Source organism: Enterobacter quasimori (genome assembly GCF_018597345.1).
GTDB lineage: Bacteria > Pseudomonadota > Gammaproteobacteria > Enterobacterales > Enterobacteriaceae > Enterobacter > Enterobacter mori.
Map to the genome: position 1 here is coordinate 1 of NZ_JAHEVU010000005.1, position 21584 is coordinate 21584.

The 21584-nt window shown below is 55.4% G+C and carries 18 protein-coding genes and 5 tRNA genes; 8 read left to right on the forward strand and 15 right to left on the reverse strand.

What is annotated here, in order from left to right; genetic code table 11:
- The 5 genes from KK102_RS18040 to KK102_RS18060 form a co-directional block, all read right to left on the reverse strand.
- On the reverse strand, positions 1-419 hold a 419-nt coding region (locus tag KK102_RS18040; protein ID WP_143102676.1), incomplete at its 3' end, for a GTP-binding protein.
- A 117-nt stretch (positions 420-536) separates the two neighbouring features.
- Positions 537-612: transfer RNA gene (locus KK102_RS18045), tRNA-Thr, on the reverse strand.
- Positions 613-618: 6 nt separating this feature from the next.
- A tRNA-Gly gene (locus tag KK102_RS18050) sits at positions 619-693 on the reverse strand.
- Between the two features lie 117 nt (positions 694-810).
- Positions 811-895, reverse strand: a tRNA-Tyr gene (locus tag KK102_RS18055).
- 8 nt (positions 896-903) lie between these two features.
- Positions 904-979: transfer RNA gene (locus KK102_RS18060), tRNA-Thr, on the reverse strand.
- 318 nt (positions 980-1297) lie between these two features.
- On the opposite strand from KK102_RS18060, the gene coaA reads away from it, so the two are divergent.
- On the forward strand, positions 1298-2251 hold the full coding sequence (coaA, locus tag KK102_RS18065) for a type I pantothenate kinase (protein ID WP_010426211.1): 954 nt from the start codon (positions 1298-1300) through the stop codon (positions 2249-2251).
- 40 nt (positions 2252-2291) lie between these two features.
- Here the strand turns inward: coaA and dppF are convergent, their stop codons facing one another.
- From dppF to KK102_RS18110, 9 genes are all read right to left on the reverse strand, one after another.
- On the reverse strand, positions 2292-3290 hold the full coding sequence (gene dppF / locus KK102_RS18070; RefSeq protein WP_126546316.1) for a dipeptide ABC transporter ATP-binding subunit DppF: 999 nt from the start codon (positions 3288-3290) through the stop codon (positions 2292-2294).
- Positions 3287-4270 carry a dipeptide ABC transporter ATP-binding protein gene (dppD, locus tag KK102_RS18075; RefSeq protein ID WP_010426220.1) on the reverse strand — a complete coding sequence of 328 codons (984 nt, stop codon included), beginning with the start codon at positions 4268-4270 and terminating at the stop codon, positions 3287-3289. Before dppD ends, dppF begins: the two co-directional genes overlap by 4 nt.
- Positions 4271-4280: 10 nt before the next feature.
- Positions 4281-5183 (reverse strand): dipeptide ABC transporter permease DppC, encoded by a 903-nt coding sequence (dppC, locus tag KK102_RS18080; RefSeq protein ID WP_126546317.1) that lies wholly within the window; start codon positions 5181-5183, stop codon positions 4281-4283.
- A 9-nt stretch (positions 5184-5192) separates the two neighbouring features.
- The gene (gene dppB / locus KK102_RS18085) at positions 5193-6212 is read right to left on the reverse strand and encodes a dipeptide ABC transporter permease DppB (protein ID WP_014882057.1); all 1020 of its coding nucleotides are present in this window, start codon (positions 6210-6212) and stop codon (positions 5193-5195) included.
- Positions 6213-6373: 161 nt separating this feature from the next.
- The gene (gene dppA / locus KK102_RS18090; protein ID WP_126546318.1) at positions 6374-7981 is read right to left on the reverse strand and encodes a dipeptide ABC transporter periplasmic-binding protein DppA; all 1608 of its coding nucleotides are present in this window, start codon (positions 7979-7981) and stop codon (positions 6374-6376) included.
- Between the two features lie 620 nt (positions 7982-8601).
- Positions 8602-8678: transfer RNA gene (locus KK102_RS18095), tRNA-Pro, on the reverse strand.
- 91 nt (positions 8679-8769) lie between these two features.
- On the reverse strand, positions 8770-10464 hold the full coding sequence (eptB, locus tag KK102_RS18100) for a kdo(2)-lipid A phosphoethanolamine 7''-transferase (RefSeq protein WP_216358158.1): 1695 nt from the start codon (positions 10462-10464) through the stop codon (positions 8770-8772).
- Between the two features lie 240 nt (positions 10465-10704).
- Positions 10705-11907, reverse strand: a complete 1203-nt coding sequence (locus KK102_RS18105) for an L-lactate MFS transporter (RefSeq protein WP_216358159.1) — start codon at positions 11905-11907, stop codon at positions 10705-10707.
- Positions 11908-12145: 238 nt separating this feature from the next.
- Positions 12146-12844 carry an autotransporter domain-containing protein gene (locus KK102_RS18110; RefSeq protein WP_126546321.1) on the reverse strand — a complete coding sequence of 233 codons (699 nt, stop codon included), beginning with the start codon at positions 12842-12844 and terminating at the stop codon, positions 12146-12148.
- Positions 12845-13006: 162 nt separating this feature from the next.
- Here KK102_RS18110 and tag point away from each other — a divergent pair, with 162 nt between their 5' ends.
- Together tag and KK102_RS18120 are read left to right on the forward strand one after the other, a co-directional pair.
- Complete coding sequence (tag, locus tag KK102_RS18115) at positions 13007-13588, forward strand: DNA-3-methyladenine glycosylase I (RefSeq protein WP_216358160.1); 582 nt, start codon at positions 13007-13009, stop codon at positions 13586-13588.
- Complete coding sequence (locus tag KK102_RS18120; RefSeq protein ID WP_126546323.1) at positions 13566-14012, forward strand: N-acetyltransferase; 447 nt, start codon at positions 13566-13568, stop codon at positions 14010-14012. Before tag ends, KK102_RS18120 begins: the two co-directional genes overlap by 23 nt.
- Here the strand turns inward: KK102_RS18120 and KK102_RS18125 are convergent.
- Positions 13975-16302 (reverse strand): molybdopterin guanine dinucleotide-containing S/N-oxide reductase, encoded by a 2328-nt coding sequence (locus tag KK102_RS18125; protein ID WP_216358161.1) that lies wholly within the window; start codon positions 16300-16302, stop codon positions 13975-13977. The genes KK102_RS18120 and KK102_RS18125 overlap by 38 nt on opposite strands.
- A 165-nt stretch (positions 16303-16467) precedes the next feature.
- On the opposite strand from KK102_RS18125, the gene KK102_RS18130 reads away from it, so the two are divergent.
- From KK102_RS18130 to KK102_RS18150, 5 genes are all read left to right on the forward strand, one after another.
- The gene (locus KK102_RS18130) at positions 16468-17130 is read left to right on the forward strand and encodes an OmpA family lipoprotein (protein WP_126546325.1); all 663 of its coding nucleotides are present in this window, start codon (positions 16468-16470) and stop codon (positions 17128-17130) included.
- 179 nt (positions 17131-17309) lie between these two features.
- On the forward strand, positions 17310-18326 hold the full coding sequence (locus tag KK102_RS18135; protein WP_216358162.1) for a LacI family DNA-binding transcriptional regulator: 1017 nt from the start codon (positions 17310-17312) through the stop codon (positions 18324-18326).
- A 100-nt stretch (positions 18327-18426) separates the two neighbouring features.
- Positions 18427-19176 carry a sugar phosphate isomerase/epimerase family protein gene (locus KK102_RS18140; RefSeq protein ID WP_126546327.1) on the forward strand — a complete coding sequence of 250 codons (750 nt, stop codon included), beginning with the start codon at positions 18427-18429 and terminating at the stop codon, positions 19174-19176.
- Between the two features lie 3 nt (positions 19177-19179).
- On the forward strand, positions 19180-20118 hold the full coding sequence (locus tag KK102_RS18145) for a sugar kinase (RefSeq protein WP_126546328.1): 939 nt from the start codon (positions 19180-19182) through the stop codon (positions 20116-20118).
- Between the two features lie 168 nt (positions 20119-20286).
- Positions 20287-21567, forward strand: a complete 1281-nt coding sequence (locus KK102_RS18150; RefSeq protein WP_126546329.1) for an MFS transporter — start codon at positions 20287-20289, stop codon at positions 21565-21567.
- Positions 21568-21584 lie beyond the last annotated feature (17 nt).

A 21584-nucleotide genomic window follows, 5' to 3' on the forward strand; every position in this document is an offset into this window, starting at 1 on the left:
ATGTCGCATTTGTTCAGGAACACGATGATGAAAGGAACGCCTACCTGACGACCCAGCAGGATGTGCTCACGAGTCTGAGGCATTGGGCCGTCAGTTGCAGCAACAACCAGGATCGCGCCGTCCATCTGCGCAGCACCGGTGATCATGTTTTTAACATAGTCGGCGTGGCCTGGGCAGTCTACGTGTGCGTAGTGGCGAGTCGGGGTGTCGTACTCAACGTGGGAGGTGTTGATGGTGATACCACGCGCTTTTTCTTCTGGTGCGTTATCGATCTGGTCGAATGCGCGAGCAGAACCACCGTAGGTTTTTGCCAGAACGGTAGTGATTGCAGCGGTCAGCGTTGTTTTACCATGGTCAACGTGGCCGATAGTACCGACGTTAACGTGCGGTTTTGTACGTTCAAACTTTTCTTTAGACATCGATTGTCCCTCTAAGACACGGATAAATCGGTGATATCACCACATCAACCAGGCGAAATGCCTGAACTGTTGAATACATTTAAATTGAAACAGAGAGAAACGGGAGGAGAAGTGAAGTGGTGCTGATACCCAGAGTCGAACTGGGGACCTCACCCTTACCAAGGGTGCGCTCTACCAACTGAGCCATATCAGCACGTATTGGAGCGGGCAGCGGGAATCGAACCCGCATCATCAGCTTGGAAGGCTGAGGTAATAGCCATTATACGATGCCCGCATCCTGAAACTCGGCTACCCAGTTCTTTCTGTAACAAAAAAAGAGATTTCTCTCTTTTCATGTTCGAGCTGGTTAATTTTTCCAACCAGCTCCGGCGGCATTTACGCTGCCAGAAAGTGGTGGTGGGGGAAGGATTCGAACCTTCGAAGTCTGTGACGGCAGATTTACAGTCTGCTCCCTTTGGCCGCTCGGGAACCCCACCGGACTTGATGGTGCCGACTACCGGAATCGAACTGGTGACCTACTGATTACAAGTCAGTTGCTCTACCTACTGAGCTAAGTCGGCATCAAGTAGCGCGCATTCTATGGAGACATGCGCATTCATGCAACTAAAAAATTGCATAAAACGTTCTTTCGCTCACATTTTATGCGAAACCAGTGCTAACCGCTTTAAATTCATCCGCTCGCGGTCAAATATTCAACATGAACCCCTGATTTACCCCTTCTATACCGTACCGTGATACCTCCCGCGTAAAGCATCGCTTTCCCATATTTTTTCTTATTATTCCTGTCATCTGGTGTTAACCTCCTGCCCATTGTCCAAAATTAACTATGTGAAGAGCCATGACCCGGCAGTTTTGTGCTGGCTTACAGAAGCAGGCTTATGAGCAAAAAAGAGCAAACGTTAATGACACCTTATCTTCACTTTAACCGCAGCCAGTGGGCTGCCCTGCGTGATTCCGTTCCTATGACGCTGACGGAAGGTGAAATCGCACGGTTAAAAGGGATAAACGAAGATCTGTCCCTGGAAGAGGTGGCAGAAATTTATCTTCCCCTCTCTCGCTTGCTTAACTTCTATATAAGCTCGAACCTCCGCCGCCAGGCGGTACTGGAGCAGTTCCTCGGTACTAACGGTCAGCGTATTCCTTATATCATCAGTATCGCGGGCAGCGTGGCAGTGGGTAAAAGCACCACCGCGCGCGTGTTACAGGCGTTACTGAGCCGCTGGCCAGAACACCGCAGCGTGGAACTGATTACCACCGACGGCTTCCTGCATCCTAATGAAGTATTGAAAGAACGCGGGTTGATGAAGAAGAAAGGCTTCCCGCTCTCGTATGATATGCATCGTCTGGTGAAATTCGTCTCTGATCTGAAATCGGGCGCGCCTAACGTCACTGCGCCGGTTTACTCACACCTGATTTACGACCGTATCCCGGATGGAGACAAAACGGTTGTGCAGCCAGACATCCTGATTCTGGAGGGGCTAAACGTGCTGCAAAGCGGAATGGATTATCCCCACGACCCGCATCACGTCTTTGTTTCCGACTTTGTTGATTTCTCTATCTATGTTGATGCGCCGGAAGATCTGCTGAAAAGCTGGTATATCAACCGCTTCCTGAAGTTCCGCGAAGGGGCGTTCACCGATCCTGATTCCTACTTCCATAATTACGCCCAGCTCTCTAAAGAAGAGGCGATCAACGTCGCAACGGGACTGTGGAATGAGATCAACTACGTGAACCTGAAAGAGAACATCCTGCCAACACGTGAGCGCGCCAGCCTGATCCTCACCAAGAGTGAGAAACATGCTGTCGACCAGATCCGTCTACGGAAGTCATAACGCAGATATAAAAAAACCGGCTTCACGCCGGTTTTTTTCTTTACGCATGCGGCTTTTCGCCATTTTCATCCTGATCGACCGCGAAGCAGGCCACCAGCTGTCCACGATAATCCTTCAACTGTGGCTGCAACTGCGTGCAGGGTCCGAAGCGTCGGCTACAGCGGGCATTGAACGCACATCCCGGAGGCGGATTCAGCGGGCTTGGCAGCTCGCCGGTCAGCTTAATGCGCTCACGGCGATCGTCCGGGTTCAGGCGCGGCGTCGCAGACAGCAGTGCCTGGGTATACGGGTGACGAGGATTATTGAAAATCTGCTCTTTCGTCCCCTTCTCCACGCAGCGCCCTAAGTACATCACCATCACTTCATCGGCAATGTGCTCCACGACAGACAAATCATGTGAAATGAACACATACGACAGCCCCAGATCCTGCTGCAGATCCATCATCAGGTTCAGCACCTGCGCGCGTACGGATACGTCGAGCGCAGAAACAGGCTCATCGGCAATCACGACGTCCGGGTCGAGCATCAGACCGCGGGCGATGGCGATACGCTGACGCTGGCCGCCCGAGAACATATGCGGATAGCGATCGTAATGCTCAGTTTTCAAACCCACTTTCGCCATCATCGCCAGCGCTTTCTCACGACGCTGCTCTTTGCTCAGGCTGCTGTTGATCAGCAGCGGCTCTTCCAGAATTTGCCCCACTTTTTTGCGCGGGTTCAGTGAACCGTACGGGTTCTGGAACACAATCTGGATTTTCTGGCGACGCAGCTTCTGCGCCTGCGGGTCGTGCTTGAGCAGATCCTGCCCCTGATAGTACAGCTCACCGCCGGTCGGCACTTCAATCATCGTCAGCAGACGCCCCAGCGTCGATTTGCCACAGCCGGACTCCCCCACCACCGCGAGCGTTTTACCGCGCTCGAGGGTAAAGGAGACACCGTCCAGCGCTTTGACCAGGCGCTCGGGAGCGAATAAGCCCTTCTTCACCGGGTAGTGTTTTTTCAGGTCGATGGCCTGCAACAGCAGTTGTTGCGTACTCATAGTGTTGGCCTCCCGGCATCATCGAGTGGGTAGTGGCATTTGGACTGGCGACCGTCGGCCAGCAGATTCAGCTCTGGCTCGTCGACGCGGCATTTATCCGTCGCATACGGACAGCGCGGGTTAAGCAGACAGCCCTGCGGACGGTCATATTTACCCGGTACAACCCCCGGAAGCGAGGCCAGACGCGCTTTATCCTGCGCAAATTCCGGCAGCGCGCGCAGCAGAGCCTGCGTATACGGATGACGAGGGGCACGGAAGATATCGTGCGAACTTCCGGTCTCCACCACCTGGCCTGCGTACATCACGATGATTTTGTGTGCCGCTTCAGCCACCAGCGCCAGATCGTGCGTAATCAGCACCAGCGCCATATTCTCTTTCTGCTGCAGCTCCAGCAGCAGCTCGATGATTTGCGCCTGGATGGTTACATCCAGCGCGGTTGTCGGTTCATCGGCGATCAGCAGTTTTGGCCGACAGGCAATTGCCATGGCGATCATTACGCGCTGGCTCATCCCGCCGGATAGCTGGTGCGGATACACATCCAGACGCGATGCCGGATCGGGAATACCCACCTGCGTCAGCAGATCGATAGCGCGCTGACGACGGGTTTGCTTGTTCCCCCCCTGATGCACCTTGATGGCTTCCATAATCTGGAACCCCACGGTGTAACACGGGTTCAGGCTGGTCATTGGGTCCTGGAAGATCATCGCCACTTCCGCGCCCACCAGCTGGCGGCGCTGCTTCTCGGAAATGCGCTGCAGATCCTGACCATTAAATTCCAGGCTTTCCGCCATTACGCGGCCGGGATAGTCAATCAGCCCCATGATTGCCAGAGAGCTTACTGACTTACCGGAACCGGACTCCCCGACGATACCAACCACTTCGCCCTGATTTACGCTGTAGCTGATGCGGTCCACGGCGCGAAACGGTGTGCCTTCGTCGCCGAAGTGCACCGATAATTTATCTACATTTAATAACGCCATCTCGTGCCTCTTACTGCTTCAGTTTGGGATCAAGCGCATCACGCAGGCCATCACCCATCAGGTTAAATGCCAGCACCGTCAGCAGAATCGCCAGACCCGGGAAGGTGACGACCCACCAGGCGCTTTGCGCGAACTGCAACACGTCGGAGAGCATAGTGCCCCACTCCGGTGTTGGCGGCTGCGCACCCATGCCAAGGAAGCCAAGAGCGGCCATATCGAGAATGGCGTTAGAGAAACCGAGCGACGCCTGAACAATCAGCGGCGCAAGGCAGTTAGGCAGAATATTGACGAACATCTGGCGCATTGCACCCGCACCCGCCACGCGAGAAGCGGTGACGTAGTCTCGATTCACCTCGACCAGGACGGCCGCACGGGTTAATCGGACATAGTGCGGCAGCGCAACGAACGTCAACGCCAGGGCAGCATTGCCTATCGAAGGTCCAAAGACCGCCACCAGCACCAGCGCCAGCAGCAGGCTTGGCAATGCCAGCATGATGTCGACGATACGCATAATGACGTTATCAACGATACCGCCGAAGTAGCCAGCCACCAGTCCGAGCACAACGCCCATGATCAGCGACAACACAACAACGAGGCAGCCCACCAGCAGCGACAGACGCGCGCCGTACATCAGACGCGACAGCACGTCGCGGCCCACATCATCGGTACCGAGCAGGTGCGTCAGGCTGCCGCCGTCCTGCCAGGCAGGTGGCGCGAGCAGCGCATCACGGAACTGATCGGCCGGGTTATAGGGCGCGAGCACGTTCGCAAACACCGCAATGAGGATCATGATGGTGACATACACCAGCCCTACCACCGCGCCTTTGTTGCGCTTGAAGTAGTGCCAGAACTCCTGCAGCGGCGTCATAGGCACCGGTGCAGAGACCACTTTATTTTGAGTGACTTGTGACATGATGGTCCCTTACTTCTTATGACGAATACGCGGGTTCACCACGCCGTACAGCAAATCGACCAGCAGGTTGACGAGGATAATCATCGTCGCAACCAACAGTACACCGCCCTGCACAACCGGATAGTCACGGCGCTGCAGCGCGTCAATCAGCCAGCGCCCAAGGCCCGGCCAGGAGAAGATGGTTTCCGTCAGGATCGCCCCTGCAAGCAGCGTCCCTACCTGCAGACCGATAACGGTCACCACCGGCAGCATGGCGTTACGCAGGGCATGAACGATGATGACGCGCATGCGGGTTAACCCTTTGGCGCGCGCGGTACGGATGTAATCTTCGCCCAGCACTTCCAGCATGGAGGAACGGGTCATACGCACGATCACCGCCAGAGGAATGGTGCCCAGCACCATCGCAGGCAGGATCATGTGCGCGACGGCATCAATGAAGTTGCCCTCTTCGCCCCAGATAGCCGTGTCGATCAGCATAAAGCCGGTGAGCGGGTTGGTATCATCAAGGAAGACCATATCGCTGACGCGCCCGGAGACCGGGGTTAGGTTCAATTGCACTGAGACCAGCATGATCAGCATCATGCCCCACCAGAAGATAGGCATGGAGTAACCGGTCAGCGCCAGACCTACGGCAGTATGGTCGAAAATAGAGCCACGCTTAACGGCAGCCAGTACCCCAACAGGAATACCCACCGCGGTGGCGAAAATCATGGCGCAGACGCCAAGCTCCAGCGTCGCTTTAAAACGCGGCACGAACTCGTCCCACACCGGAAGACGGCTTTTCAGCGAAATTCCTAAATCACCGTGCAGCACGCCCCAGATATAGTGGAGATACTGCTGCCACATCGGCTTATCGAGGCCGAGTTCAGCCAGCAGCTGTGCATGGCGCTCAGGGGAAATACCACGCTCGCCCGCCATAATCATTACCGGGTCGCCGGGGATCATATGGACGAAGGCAAAAGTGAGAAGGGTGATACCGATAAACGTCGGGATAACAAGTCCCAGACGTCGGAGGATGAACTGCAACATAACCCGAATTCTCTCTGATGACGCACGACCAGTGGCGTGACGTCTGTATTGCTCACAAATGTAAATTCCCTCTCCCTGTGGGAGAGGGTTAGGGTGAGGGGATGCATGCACGACCCTCACCCCTGCCCTCTCCCACAGGGAGAGGGAGAACACCCTACTTATTATTCAACAGATACGTTTTCGAAGTGGTGTTTGCCCAGTGGATCAACCACGTAGCCCTTCACTTCTTTACGCACTGGCTCATACACGGTGGAGTGAGCAACAATCAGCGCCGGGGCCTGATCGTGCATAACAACCTGCGCCTGCTTGTACAGTTCAATACGTTTGTTGTGATCGTCGGTCGCACGCGCCGGCTGGATCAGATCTTCAAACGGCTTGTAGCACCAGCGAGAGTAGTTGGAACCGTCTTTCGCTGCAGCGCAGCTGAACAGGGTGGCGAAGAAGTTGTCCGGATCCCCATTGTCGCCGGTCCAGCCCATCATCACCGCCTGGTGTTCACCCGCTTTGGCACGCTTCAGGTACTCGCCCCACTCGTAGGTCACAATCTTGGCCTGAACGCCGATCTTCGCCCAGTCAGCCTGAACCATTTCCGCCATACGGCGCGCGTTCGGGTTATATGGACGCTGAACAGGCATTGCCCACAGCTCAACGGTAAAGCCTTTATCCTGGCCTGCTTCTTTCAGCAGCGCTTTCGCTTTCTCAGGATCGTAGGTGTAGTCCTTAACGTCATCGTTATAGCCCCACATGGTTGGTGGGATCAGGTTCTTGGCAGCAACGCCAGCGCCCTGGTAAACGGCTTTGATGATCGCTTCTTTGTTCACCGCGTAAGTCAGCGCCTGACGCACTTTCACGTCATCAAACGGTTTCTTCTCGGTGTTGAAGGAGAGATAGCCCACGTTCAGGCCAGCCTGCTCCAGCAGGTTGATGTTCTTGTCCTGCTTCATACGAGCGATGTCAGCCGGGTTCGGGTACGGCATCACCTGACATTCGTTTTTCTGCAGTTTTGCGTAACGCACTGACGCGTCAGGCGTGATGGAGAAGACCAGGCGATCGATCTTCGGCTTGGTGCCCCAATAGCCTTCGAAGGCTTTGTACAGAATGCGGGAGTCTTTCTGGTACTGCAGCAGCTGGAATGGACCGGTACCGATTGGGTTCAGGTCGACTTTCTCCGGCGTACCGGCTTTCAGCATGTTGTCCGCGTATTCTTTAGAGAGAATAGAAGCGAAGTCCATGGCCAGGTCAGCCAGGAACGGTGCTTCCGGACGCGTCAGCACGAACTGAACGGTATTATCGTCCACTTTTTTCACTTCGGCGATCAGGTCCGGCAGGCCCATCCCTTCAAAGTATTCATAGCTGCCGCCAGAGACTTTGTGGTAAGGGTTCTGGGCGTTTTTCTGACGGTCGAAGGAGAACACCACGTCGTCGGCGTTAAAGTCGCGCGTTGGTTTGAACTCTTTGCTGTCCTGCCACTTCACGCCCTGACGCAGGTGGAAGGTATAGGTTTTACCGTCTTCGCTGACGTCCCACTTCTCGGCCAGACCCGGAATCACTTCCGTGGTGCCGGTTTTGAATTCAACCAGACGGTTATAGATCGGTACAGAGCTTGCGTCGTACGTCGTACCAGAGGTAAAGAGCTGTGGGTTAAAGCCTTCCGGCGAGCCTTCAGAACAGTAAACCAGGGTTTTTGCCTGTACGCTTGCTGCCACGGTCATAGCCACCAGGCTCAGACCAAGCTTCAGCATCCCTGACTTCTTCAAGGAAATACTCATTATTCTGCTCCAATGTGATGTTTTGCTTTGTTGTGTTACGCCGCCAGACCTTTATTTATTTTTTACCCGGTCCGGTCGGTGATGCCCGAAGGCGTTAAAGGGATGGAGAATCCTTTCAGAAGAGCGTTTGAGTTGCAGCGCAGATCGTCCCTGAAATGCCCCTCATGCCCTACAATCTGTCAACAGAATGTGAAAACGTCAATACAGGTGACGGGGATTTACGCGGAGTGTGAGAAACCGCAAACAAAGATTAAAAAAACCTCCAGCGCCCGTTTTCAGCAGGGAAATTTATGCTACTCGCCATGTAGCAGCACAACTATCTTCATATTTCGCAACATGTAGTGATTAACTTTTATTCAGATTGGGTAAACTTTCTTGCAGAATGGTGATTATCTGAGCACTAAATTCCGCGAACGTTAAAACGCACAGCGAAAAATGCTGAGGTTATCCATAAGCAACGCGAAAAAAGATCAATCCATATATAAAAAAATACAATGGATAACGTCACAAAATCGTTAACAGGCAGGGTGAAGCAGGGCTAAGGGGCGTTTTGGTGAGTCTGGCTGGCTAACGCCATAATGCAAAAAGGGCTAACCTTGCGGTTAGCCCTTTTTTAAATGTGGTCGGCGAGAGAGGATTCGAACCTCCGACCCACTGGTCCCAAACCAGTTGCGCTACCAAGCTGCGCTACTCGCCGAATGCGGAGCGCATCTTACTGCTGAGGTGCGCCCCCGTCAATCCCTTATTTTCAAAAAGCCATTCAACTGGCGATATTCTCGCCAGAGCAGCTACTGCGCGGCTTTTGCGGTGTTATCAGGGAGTTTACACCAGTTGTTGTTTTCGTTAATCCCACCGTTCGGTGAGGTATAGCCGAGACAACCCATAATGGTATCGTACAGCTCAACGTGACGGCGCGGGACCTTGATTTCTGCCTGCTGCTTCAAATGTGCAAACATTTTGGCTTTGTCAGGGTTCTCAAGGTACTTATCCGACATCCACATGATCATCGGCACGCGGAACTGCTCCGGCGGCGCAAGCTTGCGTGGCGTGCCGTGCAGGTGTTCTTTTTCGTTGATGGACTCGCCGTGGTCAGCCGCGTAGATCACAATCGCCTTCTTATCGCGCAGCTCGTCGATCACCCTGCTCAGGAACGTGTCCACATACAGAATCGAGTTGTCATAGGCATTGATCAGCTCCTGCTTGCTGCAGTTTTTGTTAATGCCGACACACTCAGGCGTCCATTTCGCGAAATCGCGGGTATAACGCTGATAATAGCTGTAGTGCGAGCCTTTGGTATGCAGCACGATAAGATGCTTACCCTGCGGATGGTTTTTCAGCGACTGTTCCATCTCGGAGAGCAGCAGCATGTCGTCAACGTTCTTCCCACGGTTGCGCGGCTCGGCGCCAATCTGCTCGCGATAGGCGATGTTATCCGCCAGCGTGTTGGTGTAGAACCACATCTCACTTTGCATGGCGAACAGGTCGGCGCTAAATCCAAGTTGCTTCAGTACGGCAAATACGTTCTGCTCTTTGAGGGTACGCTGCGGGTTATCGCTGGCACCGCCTTCACGCACAAACATACAGCGCAGAGAGAGCTTCGTCGCGGTATCGCAGGAGTAGCCGCGGTAAGCCACGAGGTTCTTTTCCTGGGCCAGTTTTGGCGTGGTGTCGCGGTCATAGCCGAGAAGACCCATATGATCCCAGCGCGTGGTTTCACCGATAACAAAGACGACGTAGGTATCATCCAGCCCGTCAGCCGGTGCCACGTACTTGAATTTTTTCGTCGGATTCATCAGGGATTTGACATCACTGGACTCGTCCGCCTGTGCCCAGGCATAGAGGCCTAATGCCGAAAGCCAGTTCGAGGGCAAATAGGAGTTAGCGACTACACCGCCGTAGCTTGGCATGTCCACGCCCGTCGCTTTTTCGATGCGTTTTTGCTGTTTTTCCATCAAGCGAATCGGTGCCCAGACCAGTAATCCGGCCAACAGGACAACGGCGATATTCCGGATCCGCTGCCCGCGCGTGCGCAGCTGGCGTAATAACGTATAGCGGCAGGTATTACTCCAGATAAAGAAGAGCGGTATCAGACAGGTTAAAACCGTCCAGACGATAAAGCCCTTACCTACGACCTCTTTCGAGAGATCGATATCGGTGGTCATGACTGACGCCACAATCCCATAGCCAATGACCACATTCATAAAGGTCATGTAATAACTGGCGGCGGCAGAAATAATGACAACCAGTGAAGCCAGAATTTGCCACGGGCGTCGGCCAAAAAGGGAAAGCAGACGTAACAGGAAGAAGGTAGCGAGGATGGAACCGAACACTTCAATTGCAGCAAAAATTCCATTTCTTACGGTGAGGTGCTCGAAATAACCTTCCACTCGTCTGAACAGCACCGCGCCATTCAGAAACAAACCGATATAGACAGCCAGCATCAGACACAATCTTTGCTGGGTAAGAGACCTAATGTATTTCATGCAAACAACCCTGGGGGAAGGGGTATAGAGACCCGCCGACTCTCATCGAGAAAACAGACAGAGTAAGTATGTGCGTAGGAAAGCGTTATCAGAAACGTCTACAAGCGCGGTAAGTAGACCACAGCGGGAGAGAAAAGTGGCAGCAGAGAATGTGATCCGTGCAAATTTTTACAAAAAAGCAAGTCAGGAAGCGTATCCCACAGCGCAAAAAAAGAGGCCATTACGGCCTCTCCTTATTCGTTAAGCATGCGCTTCTTTAAAGACTTCTCGCTGCGGCTGACGAATCGTCGTCGACAGCGCCAGGGAAATAATCAACAAGGCAAATATTACGCAGAAGGTCACGTAGAACCCGCCGAACAATGAAGCAATCAGCGAGCCGCAGATACTGCCGATCCCGAACCCTAAATAGATGACGCCGTAGTTTTTCGCCAGATTGTTCAGACCGAAGAACTCGCTCACCAGAGACGGGAAGACGGTAATGGTGCCGCCAAAGTTAAAGGCCACGCAGGCAATCGCCGCGAAGAAGGTGGCTTCATTCAGCGGAGCGAACAGCAGCGCCGCCATGCCGACCAGCGAAACCACCTGCCCAATCGTAATCACGCGGATACGGGCAATTTTGTCAGACAGAATACCGAGCACCAGACGGCCGGAGAGGTTGGCAATAGAAATCACGGTAACCGCATTCGCCGCCGTGGCCGCGTCCAGCTTCACCATGCCCTGCGCGATATCCTTCGCCACGCCAATGACATACAGACCACTCATGCAGGCCGTCAGGAACATCACCGCCAGCATCCAGTACTGTGGTTTGCGCATGGACTGAGCCAGGGTGAAGTCGTTCTCCACCACGCCGTTAACGGATTTCACTTCCTGCTGCGGCGCATCTTTCATCAGGGTTGCACCGAACAGAATCATCACCAGAACGATAACGCCCCAGATCATAAAGGTCTTTTCAAGACCAACGGAGGCCAGCAAATGGGAATCGATAAATTTGAACCCGAGGCTGCCCAAACCATAAGAACCGATGGCAAACGCAGAGATCAAGCCTTTACGCTCCGGGAACCACTTCACGCAGTTCGACAGCGTCAGCAGGTAGCCTGCGCCGTCTGCCAGACCCACCAGTACCCCGGCGCTCAGCCAGAGCATCATCAGGTTGTTGGAGTGCGCCGTCAGGAAAAAGCCCACGCCCAACAGGATCCCGGACGCCATGGTGACGCGCTTAACGCCGAAGCGCTCCTGCAGTTTGCCCGCGACAGAAGAGGAAAGCGCCAGCCCCAGGCTCAGCAGGCCGAAAGAGAACGCCACCTGGCTGACCGGCGCATCGAGCTTATCGGAAAGCGCGCTGTTGAACAGGCTCCAGGTGTAGACCGATCCCAGCGCGAACTGGGTGACGATAGTGCCGAAAAGCGTGAGCCAGCGCGTACGGTTATAAGTTGAAGTGTTCATGGCAGTTGTCCTGCAAGAGAAATTAGGGAAGTTCGCTGAGGACAACAATAAACAAAACCTTATTTCCGCTGGGGTAAAACGGCATGAAATGCAGGAGGAACGGAATGAAATGCCTGGAATCGGGAATGAATGACCTTGCCGGGGAACGACATGCACAATTGTTAGTGCCTGCTATCACGACAAGGCGCGCCGTTATTGTATTTAATATGTTATCGCAACGTTGGAAAAAGTGACAACTTTAAAAATTTGCACTCACACCCAGGGTGTACATGAACTCCTCGCCCGTCGTGGTGTTTTCCCCCTGAGCCAATGACGCATAGGCCGCCATATGGGTTGTAAACGGCATATCCGTTCCGACGGTCACGTCCATCCAGCTGCTGTTTTGTGCAATAGCAGGCGTTTGCGACATGCCGAACTGAGACTTCCACTGATTCTCGCCAAACTGCTGGTTGAAACTGACCTGCGCCCAGGGCCGAAGATCGCCATATTGCGTATCCACGCGCCAACCGAGGCTGCTCACGCTGGCATGCCAGAGCGGATCGGTCAGCCCCTGCGTCGTCACGCTATCACCGAATTCATTAATCATCATGGGTGCCGTGCCATCGTAACGCCACGCCATCACCGGGCCGGTTGTTATATTTCCCGCCAGCGGAAAATTCCAGCCTACGCTCATGCTGCCTTCCGCTGTCGAGCCGGAAGGCGAATTCAGGGCAAGCCCAGGTCCAGTTTGCGAAGACTTAATACGTTCAGCCAGAATGTCTTCATAACGCGGTTGGTGATCCGCATCCCATGTATAGCGTTCCGCCATATTACTTTGTGCGTCTGAAACGATATATTCCTGTTGCCAGGCAGATGCTGTGTGACAAAAAAACAACCACGCTGAAATCCCCACCAGGCCAGAAACAGCATGGCGACCACTGATTTTTTTTATCATCATCAAAGCGACTCCAGAAAGAGCCAATTTCGGCGATATTTATCGTTGTTCAGGAAGAGGTTTAGGGCATATAGCCCTGTATTAACTATTGTCTTTAAAGCAGACACGTCAAGCCTGACGAAATGAAATTTTTTGCGATAACCGTGTGAATAAGGGAGATAACCTATGCAACGTTGCGGCTGGGTAAGCCAGGATCAGCTCTATATCGACTATCACGATCGTGAATGGGGCATACCGGAAACGGATGGCAAAAAACTGTTTGAAATGATCTGCCTGGAGGGCCAGCAGGCGGGTTTGTCATGGATTACCGTACTGAAAAAACGGGAAAATTACCGCAACGCCTTCCACCAGTTCGATCCTGTCGCCGTCGCCGCCATGACCGAAGAGGACGTCGAGCGACTGGTTCTGGATGCCGGTATCATTCGTCATCGCGGTAAAATCCAGGCCATCATCGGCAATGCACGCGCTTACCTGGCGATGGAGCAAAACGGCGAGTCATTTTCAGAATTTGTCTGGTCTTTTGTGAATGACGCGCCGCAAGTCACGCAGGCCGCTACGCTCGGGGAGATCCCCGCCTCCACACCCGCTTCAGATGCACTTTCTAAGGCGCTGAAAAAACGCGGTTTTAAATTTGTCGGCAGCACCATCTGTTACGCCTTTATGCAAGCATGCGGGCTGGTCAACGATCATATTACGGTCTGCTTCTGTCATCCGGGAGGCCATCATGATCCGCAAATGGCAAAGTGAAAATACCGATCCGCTCCTGAGCCTGTGGCTTGCAAGCACCACGGAGGCGCATCCGTTTATCGATGCAAACTACTGGAAAGAGAACGAAGCCATGGTGCGGGAGGTTTACCTGCCGTCAGCGGAAACCTGGGTCTGGGAACAGGACGGAAAGCCGTGCGGATTTATCAGCGTGATGCAGTCGCAGTTTGTCGGCGCGCTGTTTGTCGCACCGTCGTACATCGGGAAAGGCATCGGGCGGGCGCTGCTGAACCATGTTCAACAGCGCTTTCCGTATTTAAGCCTGGAGGTGTACCAGAAAAATGTCCGGGCGGTGAATTTCTACCATGCGCAGGGTTTTCGCATTGAAGACAGCGCCTGGCAGGATGATACCCAACACCCGACGTGGATCATGAGCTGGCAGGCGGATCAAACGCCGTTAACGTAAGCGCTGGCCCCTGATATTTCTCGACCCATGCCAGCGCCGTATTCCCCGCGCAGCCATTCCCCAGCTTCGAGCTGGGGAGATCTTTGGTCAACACGTTAACCGCCCCGTTTTTACAGATGCCACCTTCGCTCAGGTCCAGATCCGGCCATGCCCCCTGGTGAATGCAAATAACGCCAGGCTTAATCCCGTCGCTCACCACCGCCCCCGCCAGCACCTGTCCGCGCCCGTTCCAGACGCGCACCACGTCGCCATCTGCGATTCCACGCGCTTTCGCGTCCTCGGAATGCAGGGTAATGGGCTCGCGCCCGGCAACCGCATACTGCTCGCGCAGTGACGTATAGTTCAGCTGGCTGTGCAGGCGGTGCGCCGGATGGGCAGATAAGATCTGAAGCTGTCCCGGCTGCGCATTGCCGTACCATTCGTCAGGCTCCAGCCACATAGGGTGCGGTGGGCAATCAGCATAGCCAAAGCCAGCAATGCGCTCGCTGAAGAGAACGATTTTCCCGCTTTCGGTTTTTAGCGGATGGTTCTCCGGGTCGCGGCGGAAATCAGCAAAACGGACAAACTGCGCATTTTGCTCGCTCTCTGGCATTTCGAAGATGCCATTCGCTTCCCAGAACTCAGCAAACGGCGGCAGCGTCACCCCTTGGGCTGCGCCACGCTGGGCCGCAATCTGGTAGAAGGTTTCCAGCCATTCCAGATCCGTTTTGCCTTCGGTAAAACGCTCGCGCCCGCCCGCTTCCCAGCGCTCGCTCAGCTCCGCAAAGACGTCAAAATCATCACGTGCTTCATCTCGCGGGGCCACTACGCGCTTCATCGGAACCATATGCTGGTTGCTGTAGTCGCCGGTCATGGTGAGATCGTTACGCTCAAACGAGGTGGTCGCAGGCAGCACGATATCGGCATGCTTAGCCGAGCCGGTCCAGAAGCACTCGGAAATGACCACCAGCTCCGGCTTCTGCCAGGCGCGGATCAGGCGGTTGGTATCCTGATGGTGCGTGAAGTTCGACCCGCCCGCCCACCAGACAAATTTAATATCCGGGAAGTGGCGGTCCAGACCGTTGTGCTGATAAAAACCGCCCGGGTTTTCCAGGGCTTCAACAATGCGCGCCACCGGGATTTTATCCACCGCATCCACGCCGCCCTGCACCGAGCCTTGCAAAGAGGCCAGCACCGCCGCTTTGCGCGTGGGGTTACCGCCGTTCGCAAAGTGATAGGAGAGACCAAAACCCCCGCCCGGCGTGCCGATCTGCCCCAGCATCGCAGCAAGGGTCACAAGCATCCAGTGTTTCTGCTCGCCAAACTGCTGGCGCTGCATTCCCCAGCCGGACATTAACATGGTGGTATTTTTATGGAACAACGCTGCCAGTTCGCGGAGTTTGCCCGCAGGAACGCCACAAATCTCTGCTGCCCATTCCGCCGTTTTAGCCACCCCGTCGGCTCCACCCGTCAGGTAGTCGGCGAATTTATCGAAGCCGGTGGTACAACGCGCCAGGAATTCCGCATCGTGCCAGCCGTTTTCTACCAGCGTATGGGCAATACCCAGCATCATCGCCACGTCGGTGCCCATATGGGGGGCAATCCACTCGGCGCTGTCGCCGAAGAAATCCATGGTTTCAGAGCGCATGGGGTCAATGCAGATGATGCGCTTGCCGCTTTTGCGCAGCGCGTCGAAATACGACACGCCCTGTTCATCGCTGGCATTCCAGGCAATTTTCAGGGTGTTGAGCGGGTTAGCGCTCCATAGTACAACCACATCAGTATGTTCCAGCACCAGCGGCCAGCTGGTCTGCTGTTGGTAGACCTCATTCCCGCCCACGACATACGGCATAATCGCCTGCGCCGCCCCGGTGGAATAATCTCCCAGATGCCCGGTATAGCCCCCGGCCAGACTCATATAGCGCTGCAGCAGCGTCGAGGCCTTATGCAGCACGCCGTTCGAACGCCAGCCGTAAGAGCCAGCAAAGATGGCCGACGGACCATAGCTATCACGGATACGTTTATGCTGGGTGTGAATCAATGCCAGCGCCTCATCCCAGCTCACGCGGACAAACTCATCCTGCCCCCGAATACCTTGCGGTTTGTCTGGCGAAGCCAGATAACCTTTACGCACCATCGGCCAGCGCACGCGCGTTTTGCTATGTACCTGATCGCGTACGACAGTCTGTAACGAGTTGGGATGCTGTGTTGGCAGTGCCCCGCGGGACGACAGGACATTTTCTCCGTCGGTTTCGACCAACATGGGTCCCCAGTGGGCGGCGGTCAGAATGGTTTTGGTTGAGGTGCTCAAAGCGTGCGCTCCTGGTTGCGTGCAGGTTTACGGCCTTCTTAATTGAGGCGGTTTATGGTTTGTCACAAATTTCAGAGTTATACACTGAATTTTCTCCGTATCTGGACGTCATAATCAACTGCCACGCTCGCCGTGGCAAAGAATAAAAAGGATTAAGGAAATAAGATGAAAAAACGCGTACTCGTTATTGCCGCTCTGGTGAGCGGTGCCCTGGCTGTTTCTGGCTGCACAACTAACCCTTACACCGGTGAACGCGAAGCGGGTAAATCCGGCATCGGCGCGGGTATCGGCTCGCTGGTCGGCGCAGGCGTTGGGGCGCTCTCTTCCTCCAAGAAAGATCGCGGCAAAGGCGCGCTGATTGGCGCAGCAGCAGGTGCAGCACTGGGCGGCGGCGTCGGTTATTACATGGACGTGCAGGAAGCGAAGCTGCGCGACAAAATGAAGGGAACCGGCGTGAGCGTGACGCGCAGCGGCGATAACATCATCCTGAACATGCCAAACAACGTGACCTTTGACAGCAGCAGCGCAACGCTGAAACCAGCAGGCGCAAACACCCTGACCGGCGTGGCGATGGTGCTGAAAGAGTACAACAAGACCGCTGTAAACGTGATGGGCTATACCGACAGTACCGGCAGCCAGGAGCTGAACATGCGTCTGTCTCAGCAGCGCGCCGATTCCGTGGCCAGCTCGCTGATTACCCAGGGTGTTGAAGCGAACCGTATCCGCACCAGCGGCATGGGTCCGGCAAATCCAATCGCCAGCAACAGCACGGCGGAAGGCAAAGCGCAGAACCGTCGCGTAGAGATTACGTTAAGCCCAATTCAGTAGGTAAAAGCAAAACGGCAACCCCGTTGCCGTTTTTAGTGTTTGCGCCCTCTCCCGTGGGAGAGGGTCGGGGTGAGGGCATCAGACCGCAACCTCCGCTAAGCGCAGCGCCACCGGGCAAATTACTTGATTCGCCAGATTTTCCCGCTAAGGTATTCTCACTAAATTCAGGGAAATCAGCGATGAGCAAACCAGCCCGGGCCACCATCAGCGACGTGGCGAAAGCCGCCAAAACCGGTAAAACCAGCATTTCGCGCTATCTCAACGGTGAGAAGCATCTGCTGTCCGACGCGCTGCTCGCCCGCATTGAACAGGCCATTGCCGAACTCGACTATCGCCCAAGCCTCATGGCGCGCGGCCTGAAACGCGGCAGAACTCGCCTGATTGGTCTGATCATTGCCGATATCACCAACCCCTACTCCGTCAACGTGCTCAGCGGCATCGAAGCTGCCTGCCGCGAAAAAGGCTTTACGCCGCTGGTCTGTAACACCAATAACGAGGTCGATCAGGAGCTGCACTATCTGGATTTGCTCCGCAGCTACCAGGTGGAAGGTATTGTGGTGAATGCCGTGGGCATGCGTGAAGAAGGGCTCAACCGGCTGCAGCAATCTTCGCTGCCAATGGTGCTTATCGACCGCAAAATTCCGGAATTTGCCTGCGATGTGGTCGGGCTGGATAACACGCAGGCGGCGACTACCGCCACCGAGCACCTCATCGAACAGGGTTTTGAAGCGGTACTTTTCCTGAGCGAACCGCTGGGTATGGTCAACACGCGGCGCGAGCGTTTAAGCGCCTTTTGCGCCACGCTGGACCGCTATCCCGGCGTGATCGCCGAAAATGCCGAAACCCCGCTGCACGAAGCTGACCAGATCGACAATACCCTTCGCCAGTTCCACACGCGCCACCGCGGAATGCGTAAAGCCGTCATCTCCGCAAACGGGGCGCTAACGCTCCAGGTTGCCCGCTCCCTCAAGCGCATTGGCCTGCACTGGGGAAGCGATATCGGCCTGCTGGGTTTTGATGAGCTTGAGTGGGCAGAACTGGCAGGCGTTGGCATCACCACGCTCAAGCAGCCCACATGGCAAATCGGCTATGCCGCTGTGGAACAGGTGGTTCGCCGTATTGAAGGCGCGAGCGACGCCGTGCGTGAACAGGTCTTCTCTGGCGAACTGATCGTTCGCGGCTCTACCGCCCGCTAAATTCCCTTCGTGACAGCGATCATAAATTCAACATCCCGATCTTTTCTTTGGAACCGGTTCCATCTAGCGTAATACTATCGATTACGCGATGGAGTCTGGTATGAGCAGGAAAATAATGGTGGTCACCGCCGCTTATGGCGCGGACCAGGTGCGGCAGGCCGGTGGTCAACGCGCAATGCTTCCCGTCATTGCGGGCGCAGGCGCGGACGGGGTAGAAATTCGCCGGGAGCTGTTCAACAGCGAAGAGCTGCTGGCGCTGCCTGCGCTGGGGGAATCCATCGAGCTGCTGGGTCTGCTGGCATGTTATTCCGCACCCGCCGCCCTGTTTATGCCTAACGGAACGCTCAACCCTGACCTTCCCCGCTATCTGGCCGAAGCCACCGCGCTCAACGCGCTGTGGTTGAAACTCTCGCTGGGTCATTTCAACGATAAACAGCCGCTTGAAGCTTTACGCGCGATGCTGAATGAAAGCGGTATGGCGCTGGTGGTGGAAAATGACCAGACCGACTGCGGCCAGCTCGCGCCCATGCAGCGCTTCAAAGCCGCCTGCCGGGTGATGGCATTGCCCGTCACCCTGACCTTCGACATGGGCAACTGGCTGTGGGTGGGCGATTCCCCCGAAGAGGCCGCGCGTCATCTGGCTCCGGCCGTGAGCTATATCCACGTTAAGGCCGCCGTTCCGCATAAGGAGCAGTTCCGCGCCATTGCGCCGGACCGCGCGGAATCACGCTGGCTGGACTTACTCAATCAGCTTCCTGCCGATGCCCCGCGCGGTATCGAATTTCCGCTGGAAGGGGCAGATTTAACTGCCGTTACCCGCCACTACGTTAACCTGCTGCGCGAGGAGTAAACCATGCAAAAGACGCTGGATGCGATCACTATCGGCGAAGCCATGGCGATGTTTGTGGCCACCGAAACGGGCGACCTGAGCGCGGTAGAACGCTTTATGAAACGCGTGGCGGGTGCAGAGCTGAACGTCGCCACGGGGCTGGCGCGCCTGGGCCTGAACGTCGGCTGGGTGAGTCGCGTAGGGGACGACAGCTTTGGCCACTTCGTTCTCGACTCGCTGAAAAAAGAGGGAATTGATGCCGCAGGCGTCACGCTCGACGGACGTTTCGCAACGGGTTTCCAGTTGAAATCTAAAGTCGAAAATGGAACCGATCCCATCGTGGAGTATTTCCGAAAAGGATCGGCCGCAAGCCATCTTTCCGTGGAGGATTACCACGCCACCTATTTTGCCTCCGCGCGGCATCTGCACCTCAGCGGCGTGGCGGCAGCGCTGTCTGCCAGCTCGTATGCGTTGCTGGATCATGCGGCAACAGCCATGAAGTCGCAGGGTAAAACGATCTCTTTCGATCCCAATTTGCGGCCGGTGCTGTGGAAAAGCGAAGCGGAAATGGTCGAGAAACTGAACCGTCTGGCGTTCCAGGCCGACTGGGTTCTGCCGGGCCTGAAAGAAGGGATGATCCTGACGGGTGAAAATACGCCGGAAGGCATTGCCGATTTCTACCTGAATAAGGGGGTAAAAGCGGTGGTGCTGAAGACCGGTGCCGATGGCGCATGGTTTAAAACGGCCAACGGCGAACAGGGCGCGGTCGCGGCGGTGAAGGTTGAGAACGTGGTCGACACCGTCGGCGCGGGCGATGGCTTTGCCGTGGGCGTCATTAGCGCCCTGCTGGAAGGCAAACCGCTGCAGCAGGCCGTCGCGCGGGGCAACAAGATTGGCTCGCTAGCGATTCAGGTGCAGGGCGACAGCGAAGGATTACCAACGCGAGCAGAGCTTAACGAATAAACATCCCCCTCACCCGAACCCTCTCCCCAAAGGGGCGAGGGAACTCGTACACCCTCTCCCCTTTGGGGAGAGGGCTGGGGTGAGGGGAGCAAATCGCACTCAACAAAACAAGCCACCGTGTACCCTACAGACAACGGCGGTAACAACCTCAACAACAGAGGCAAGCCTATGAACAGTTCGACCAATGCAGTAAAACGCTGGTGGTACATCATGCCAATCGTGTTTATCACGTACAGCCTGGCGTACCTCGATCGCGCTAACTTCAGTTTCGCATCTGCCGCGGGGATCACCGAAGACCTCGGTATCACCAAAGGTATCTCCTCCCTGCTCGGCGCGCTTTTCTTCCTCGGCTACTTCTTCTTCCAGATCCCCGGCGCGATTTACGCGGAACGCCGCAGCGTGCGCAAGCTGATCTTCGTCTGTCTGATCCTGTGGGGCGGCTGCGCGTCGCTGACCGGCGTGGTGAATAATATTCCTGCCCTGGCGGCCATTCGCTTTATTCTGGGCGTCGTTGAAGCGGCGGTCATGCCGGCGATGCTGATTTATATCAGCAACTGGTTTACCAAATCTGAACGCTCGCGCGCGAATACCTTCCTGATCCTCGGTAACCCGGTCACCGTGCTCTGGATGTCGGTGGTCTCCGGCTACCTGATCCAGTCTTTCGGCTGGCGCGAGATGTTTATCATTGAAGGTGTACCGGCGATTATCTGGGCCTTCTGCTGGTGGGTGCTGGTGAAAGATAAACCTGCCCAGGCCAAATGGCTCTCTGAAGATGAAAAAGCCGCACTGCAGGCTCAGCTGGATAAAGAACAGCAGGGTCTGAAGGCGGTGCGCAACTACGGTGAAGCCTTCCGCTCCCGCAACGTGATCCTGCTGTGTGCGCAATATTTTACCTGGAGCATTGGCGTCTATGGCTTCGTGCTGTGGCTGCCGTCGATTATCCGCAGCGGTGGCGACAATCTTGGCATGGTCGAAGTGGGCTGGCTGTCATCCGTGCCTTATCTGGCCGCCACCATCGCGATGATTATCGCTTCCTGGGCATCGGACAAACTGCAAAATCGTAAGCTGTTCGTCTGGCCGCTGCTGCTCATCGCTGCCTTTGCCTTTATTGGCTCCTGGGCCGTCGGTGCGAACCATTTCTGGGTCTCTTATACGCTGCTGGTGATTGCGGGTGCAGCGATGTACGCCCCGTATGGTCCGTTCTTTGCCATCATCCCGGAAATGCTGCCGCGTAATGTGGCAGGCGGCGCGATGGCGCTGATTAACAGCATGGGCGCGCTGGGATCGTTCTGTGGCTCCTGGTTTGTGGGCTATCTGAACGGTGTCACCGGCAGCCCGTCAGCGTCGTACATATTTATGGGGGTAGCGCTTTTCGCCTCGGTATGGCTTACTCTGACCGTTAAGCCTGCTAATAATCAACAGCACCCTGTCGGCGCGCGACACGCCTGAAACCTTTTAAAATCAAC

Excerpts from the sequence above, each read along its gene's own strand:
- coaA (WP_010426211.1), top strand. The coding sequence starts at position 1,298 with ATGAGCAAAAAAGAGCAAACGTTAATGACACCTTATCTTCACTTTAAC.
- dppF (WP_126546316.1), bottom strand. The coding sequence starts at position 3,290 with ATGAGTACGCAACAACTGCTGTTGCAGGCCATCGACCTGAAAAAACAC.
- dppD (WP_010426220.1), bottom strand. The coding sequence starts at position 4,270 with ATGGCGTTATTAAATGTAGATAAATTATCGGTGCACTTCGGCGACGAA.
- dppC (WP_126546317.1), bottom strand. The coding sequence starts at position 5,183 with ATGTCACAAGTCACTCAAAATAAAGTGGTCTCTGCACCGGTGCCTATG.
- dppB (WP_014882057.1), bottom strand. The coding sequence starts at position 6,212 with ATGTTGCAGTTCATCCTCCGACGTCTGGGACTTGTTATCCCGACGTTT.
- dppA (WP_126546318.1), bottom strand. The coding sequence starts at position 7,981 with ATGAGTATTTCCTTGAAGAAGTCAGGGATGCTGAAGCTTGGTCTGAGC.
- eptB (WP_216358158.1), bottom strand. The coding sequence starts at position 10,464 with ATGAAATACATTAGGTCTCTTACCCAGCAAAGATTGTGTCTGATGCTG.
- KK102_RS18105 (WP_216358159.1), bottom strand. The coding sequence starts at position 11,907 with ATGAACACTTCAACTTATAACCGTACGCGCTGGCTCACGCTTTTCGGC.
- KK102_RS18110 (WP_126546321.1), bottom strand. The coding sequence starts at position 12,844 with ATGATGATAAAAAAAATCAGTGGTCGCCATGCTGTTTCTGGCCTGGTG.
- tag (WP_216358160.1), top strand. The coding sequence starts at position 13,007 with ATGCAACGTTGCGGCTGGGTAAGCCAGGATCAGCTCTATATCGACTAT.
- KK102_RS18120 (WP_126546323.1), top strand. The coding sequence starts at position 13,566 with ATGATCCGCAAATGGCAAAGTGAAAATACCGATCCGCTCCTGAGCCTG.
- KK102_RS18130 (WP_126546325.1), top strand. The coding sequence starts at position 16,468 with ATGAAAAAACGCGTACTCGTTATTGCCGCTCTGGTGAGCGGTGCCCTG.
- KK102_RS18135 (WP_216358162.1), top strand. The coding sequence starts at position 17,310 with ATGAGCAAACCAGCCCGGGCCACCATCAGCGACGTGGCGAAAGCCGCC.
- KK102_RS18140 (WP_126546327.1), top strand. The coding sequence starts at position 18,427 with ATGAGCAGGAAAATAATGGTGGTCACCGCCGCTTATGGCGCGGACCAG.
- KK102_RS18145 (WP_126546328.1), top strand. The coding sequence starts at position 19,180 with ATGCAAAAGACGCTGGATGCGATCACTATCGGCGAAGCCATGGCGATG.
- KK102_RS18150 (WP_126546329.1), top strand. The coding sequence starts at position 20,287 with ATGAACAGTTCGACCAATGCAGTAAAACGCTGGTGGTACATCATGCCA.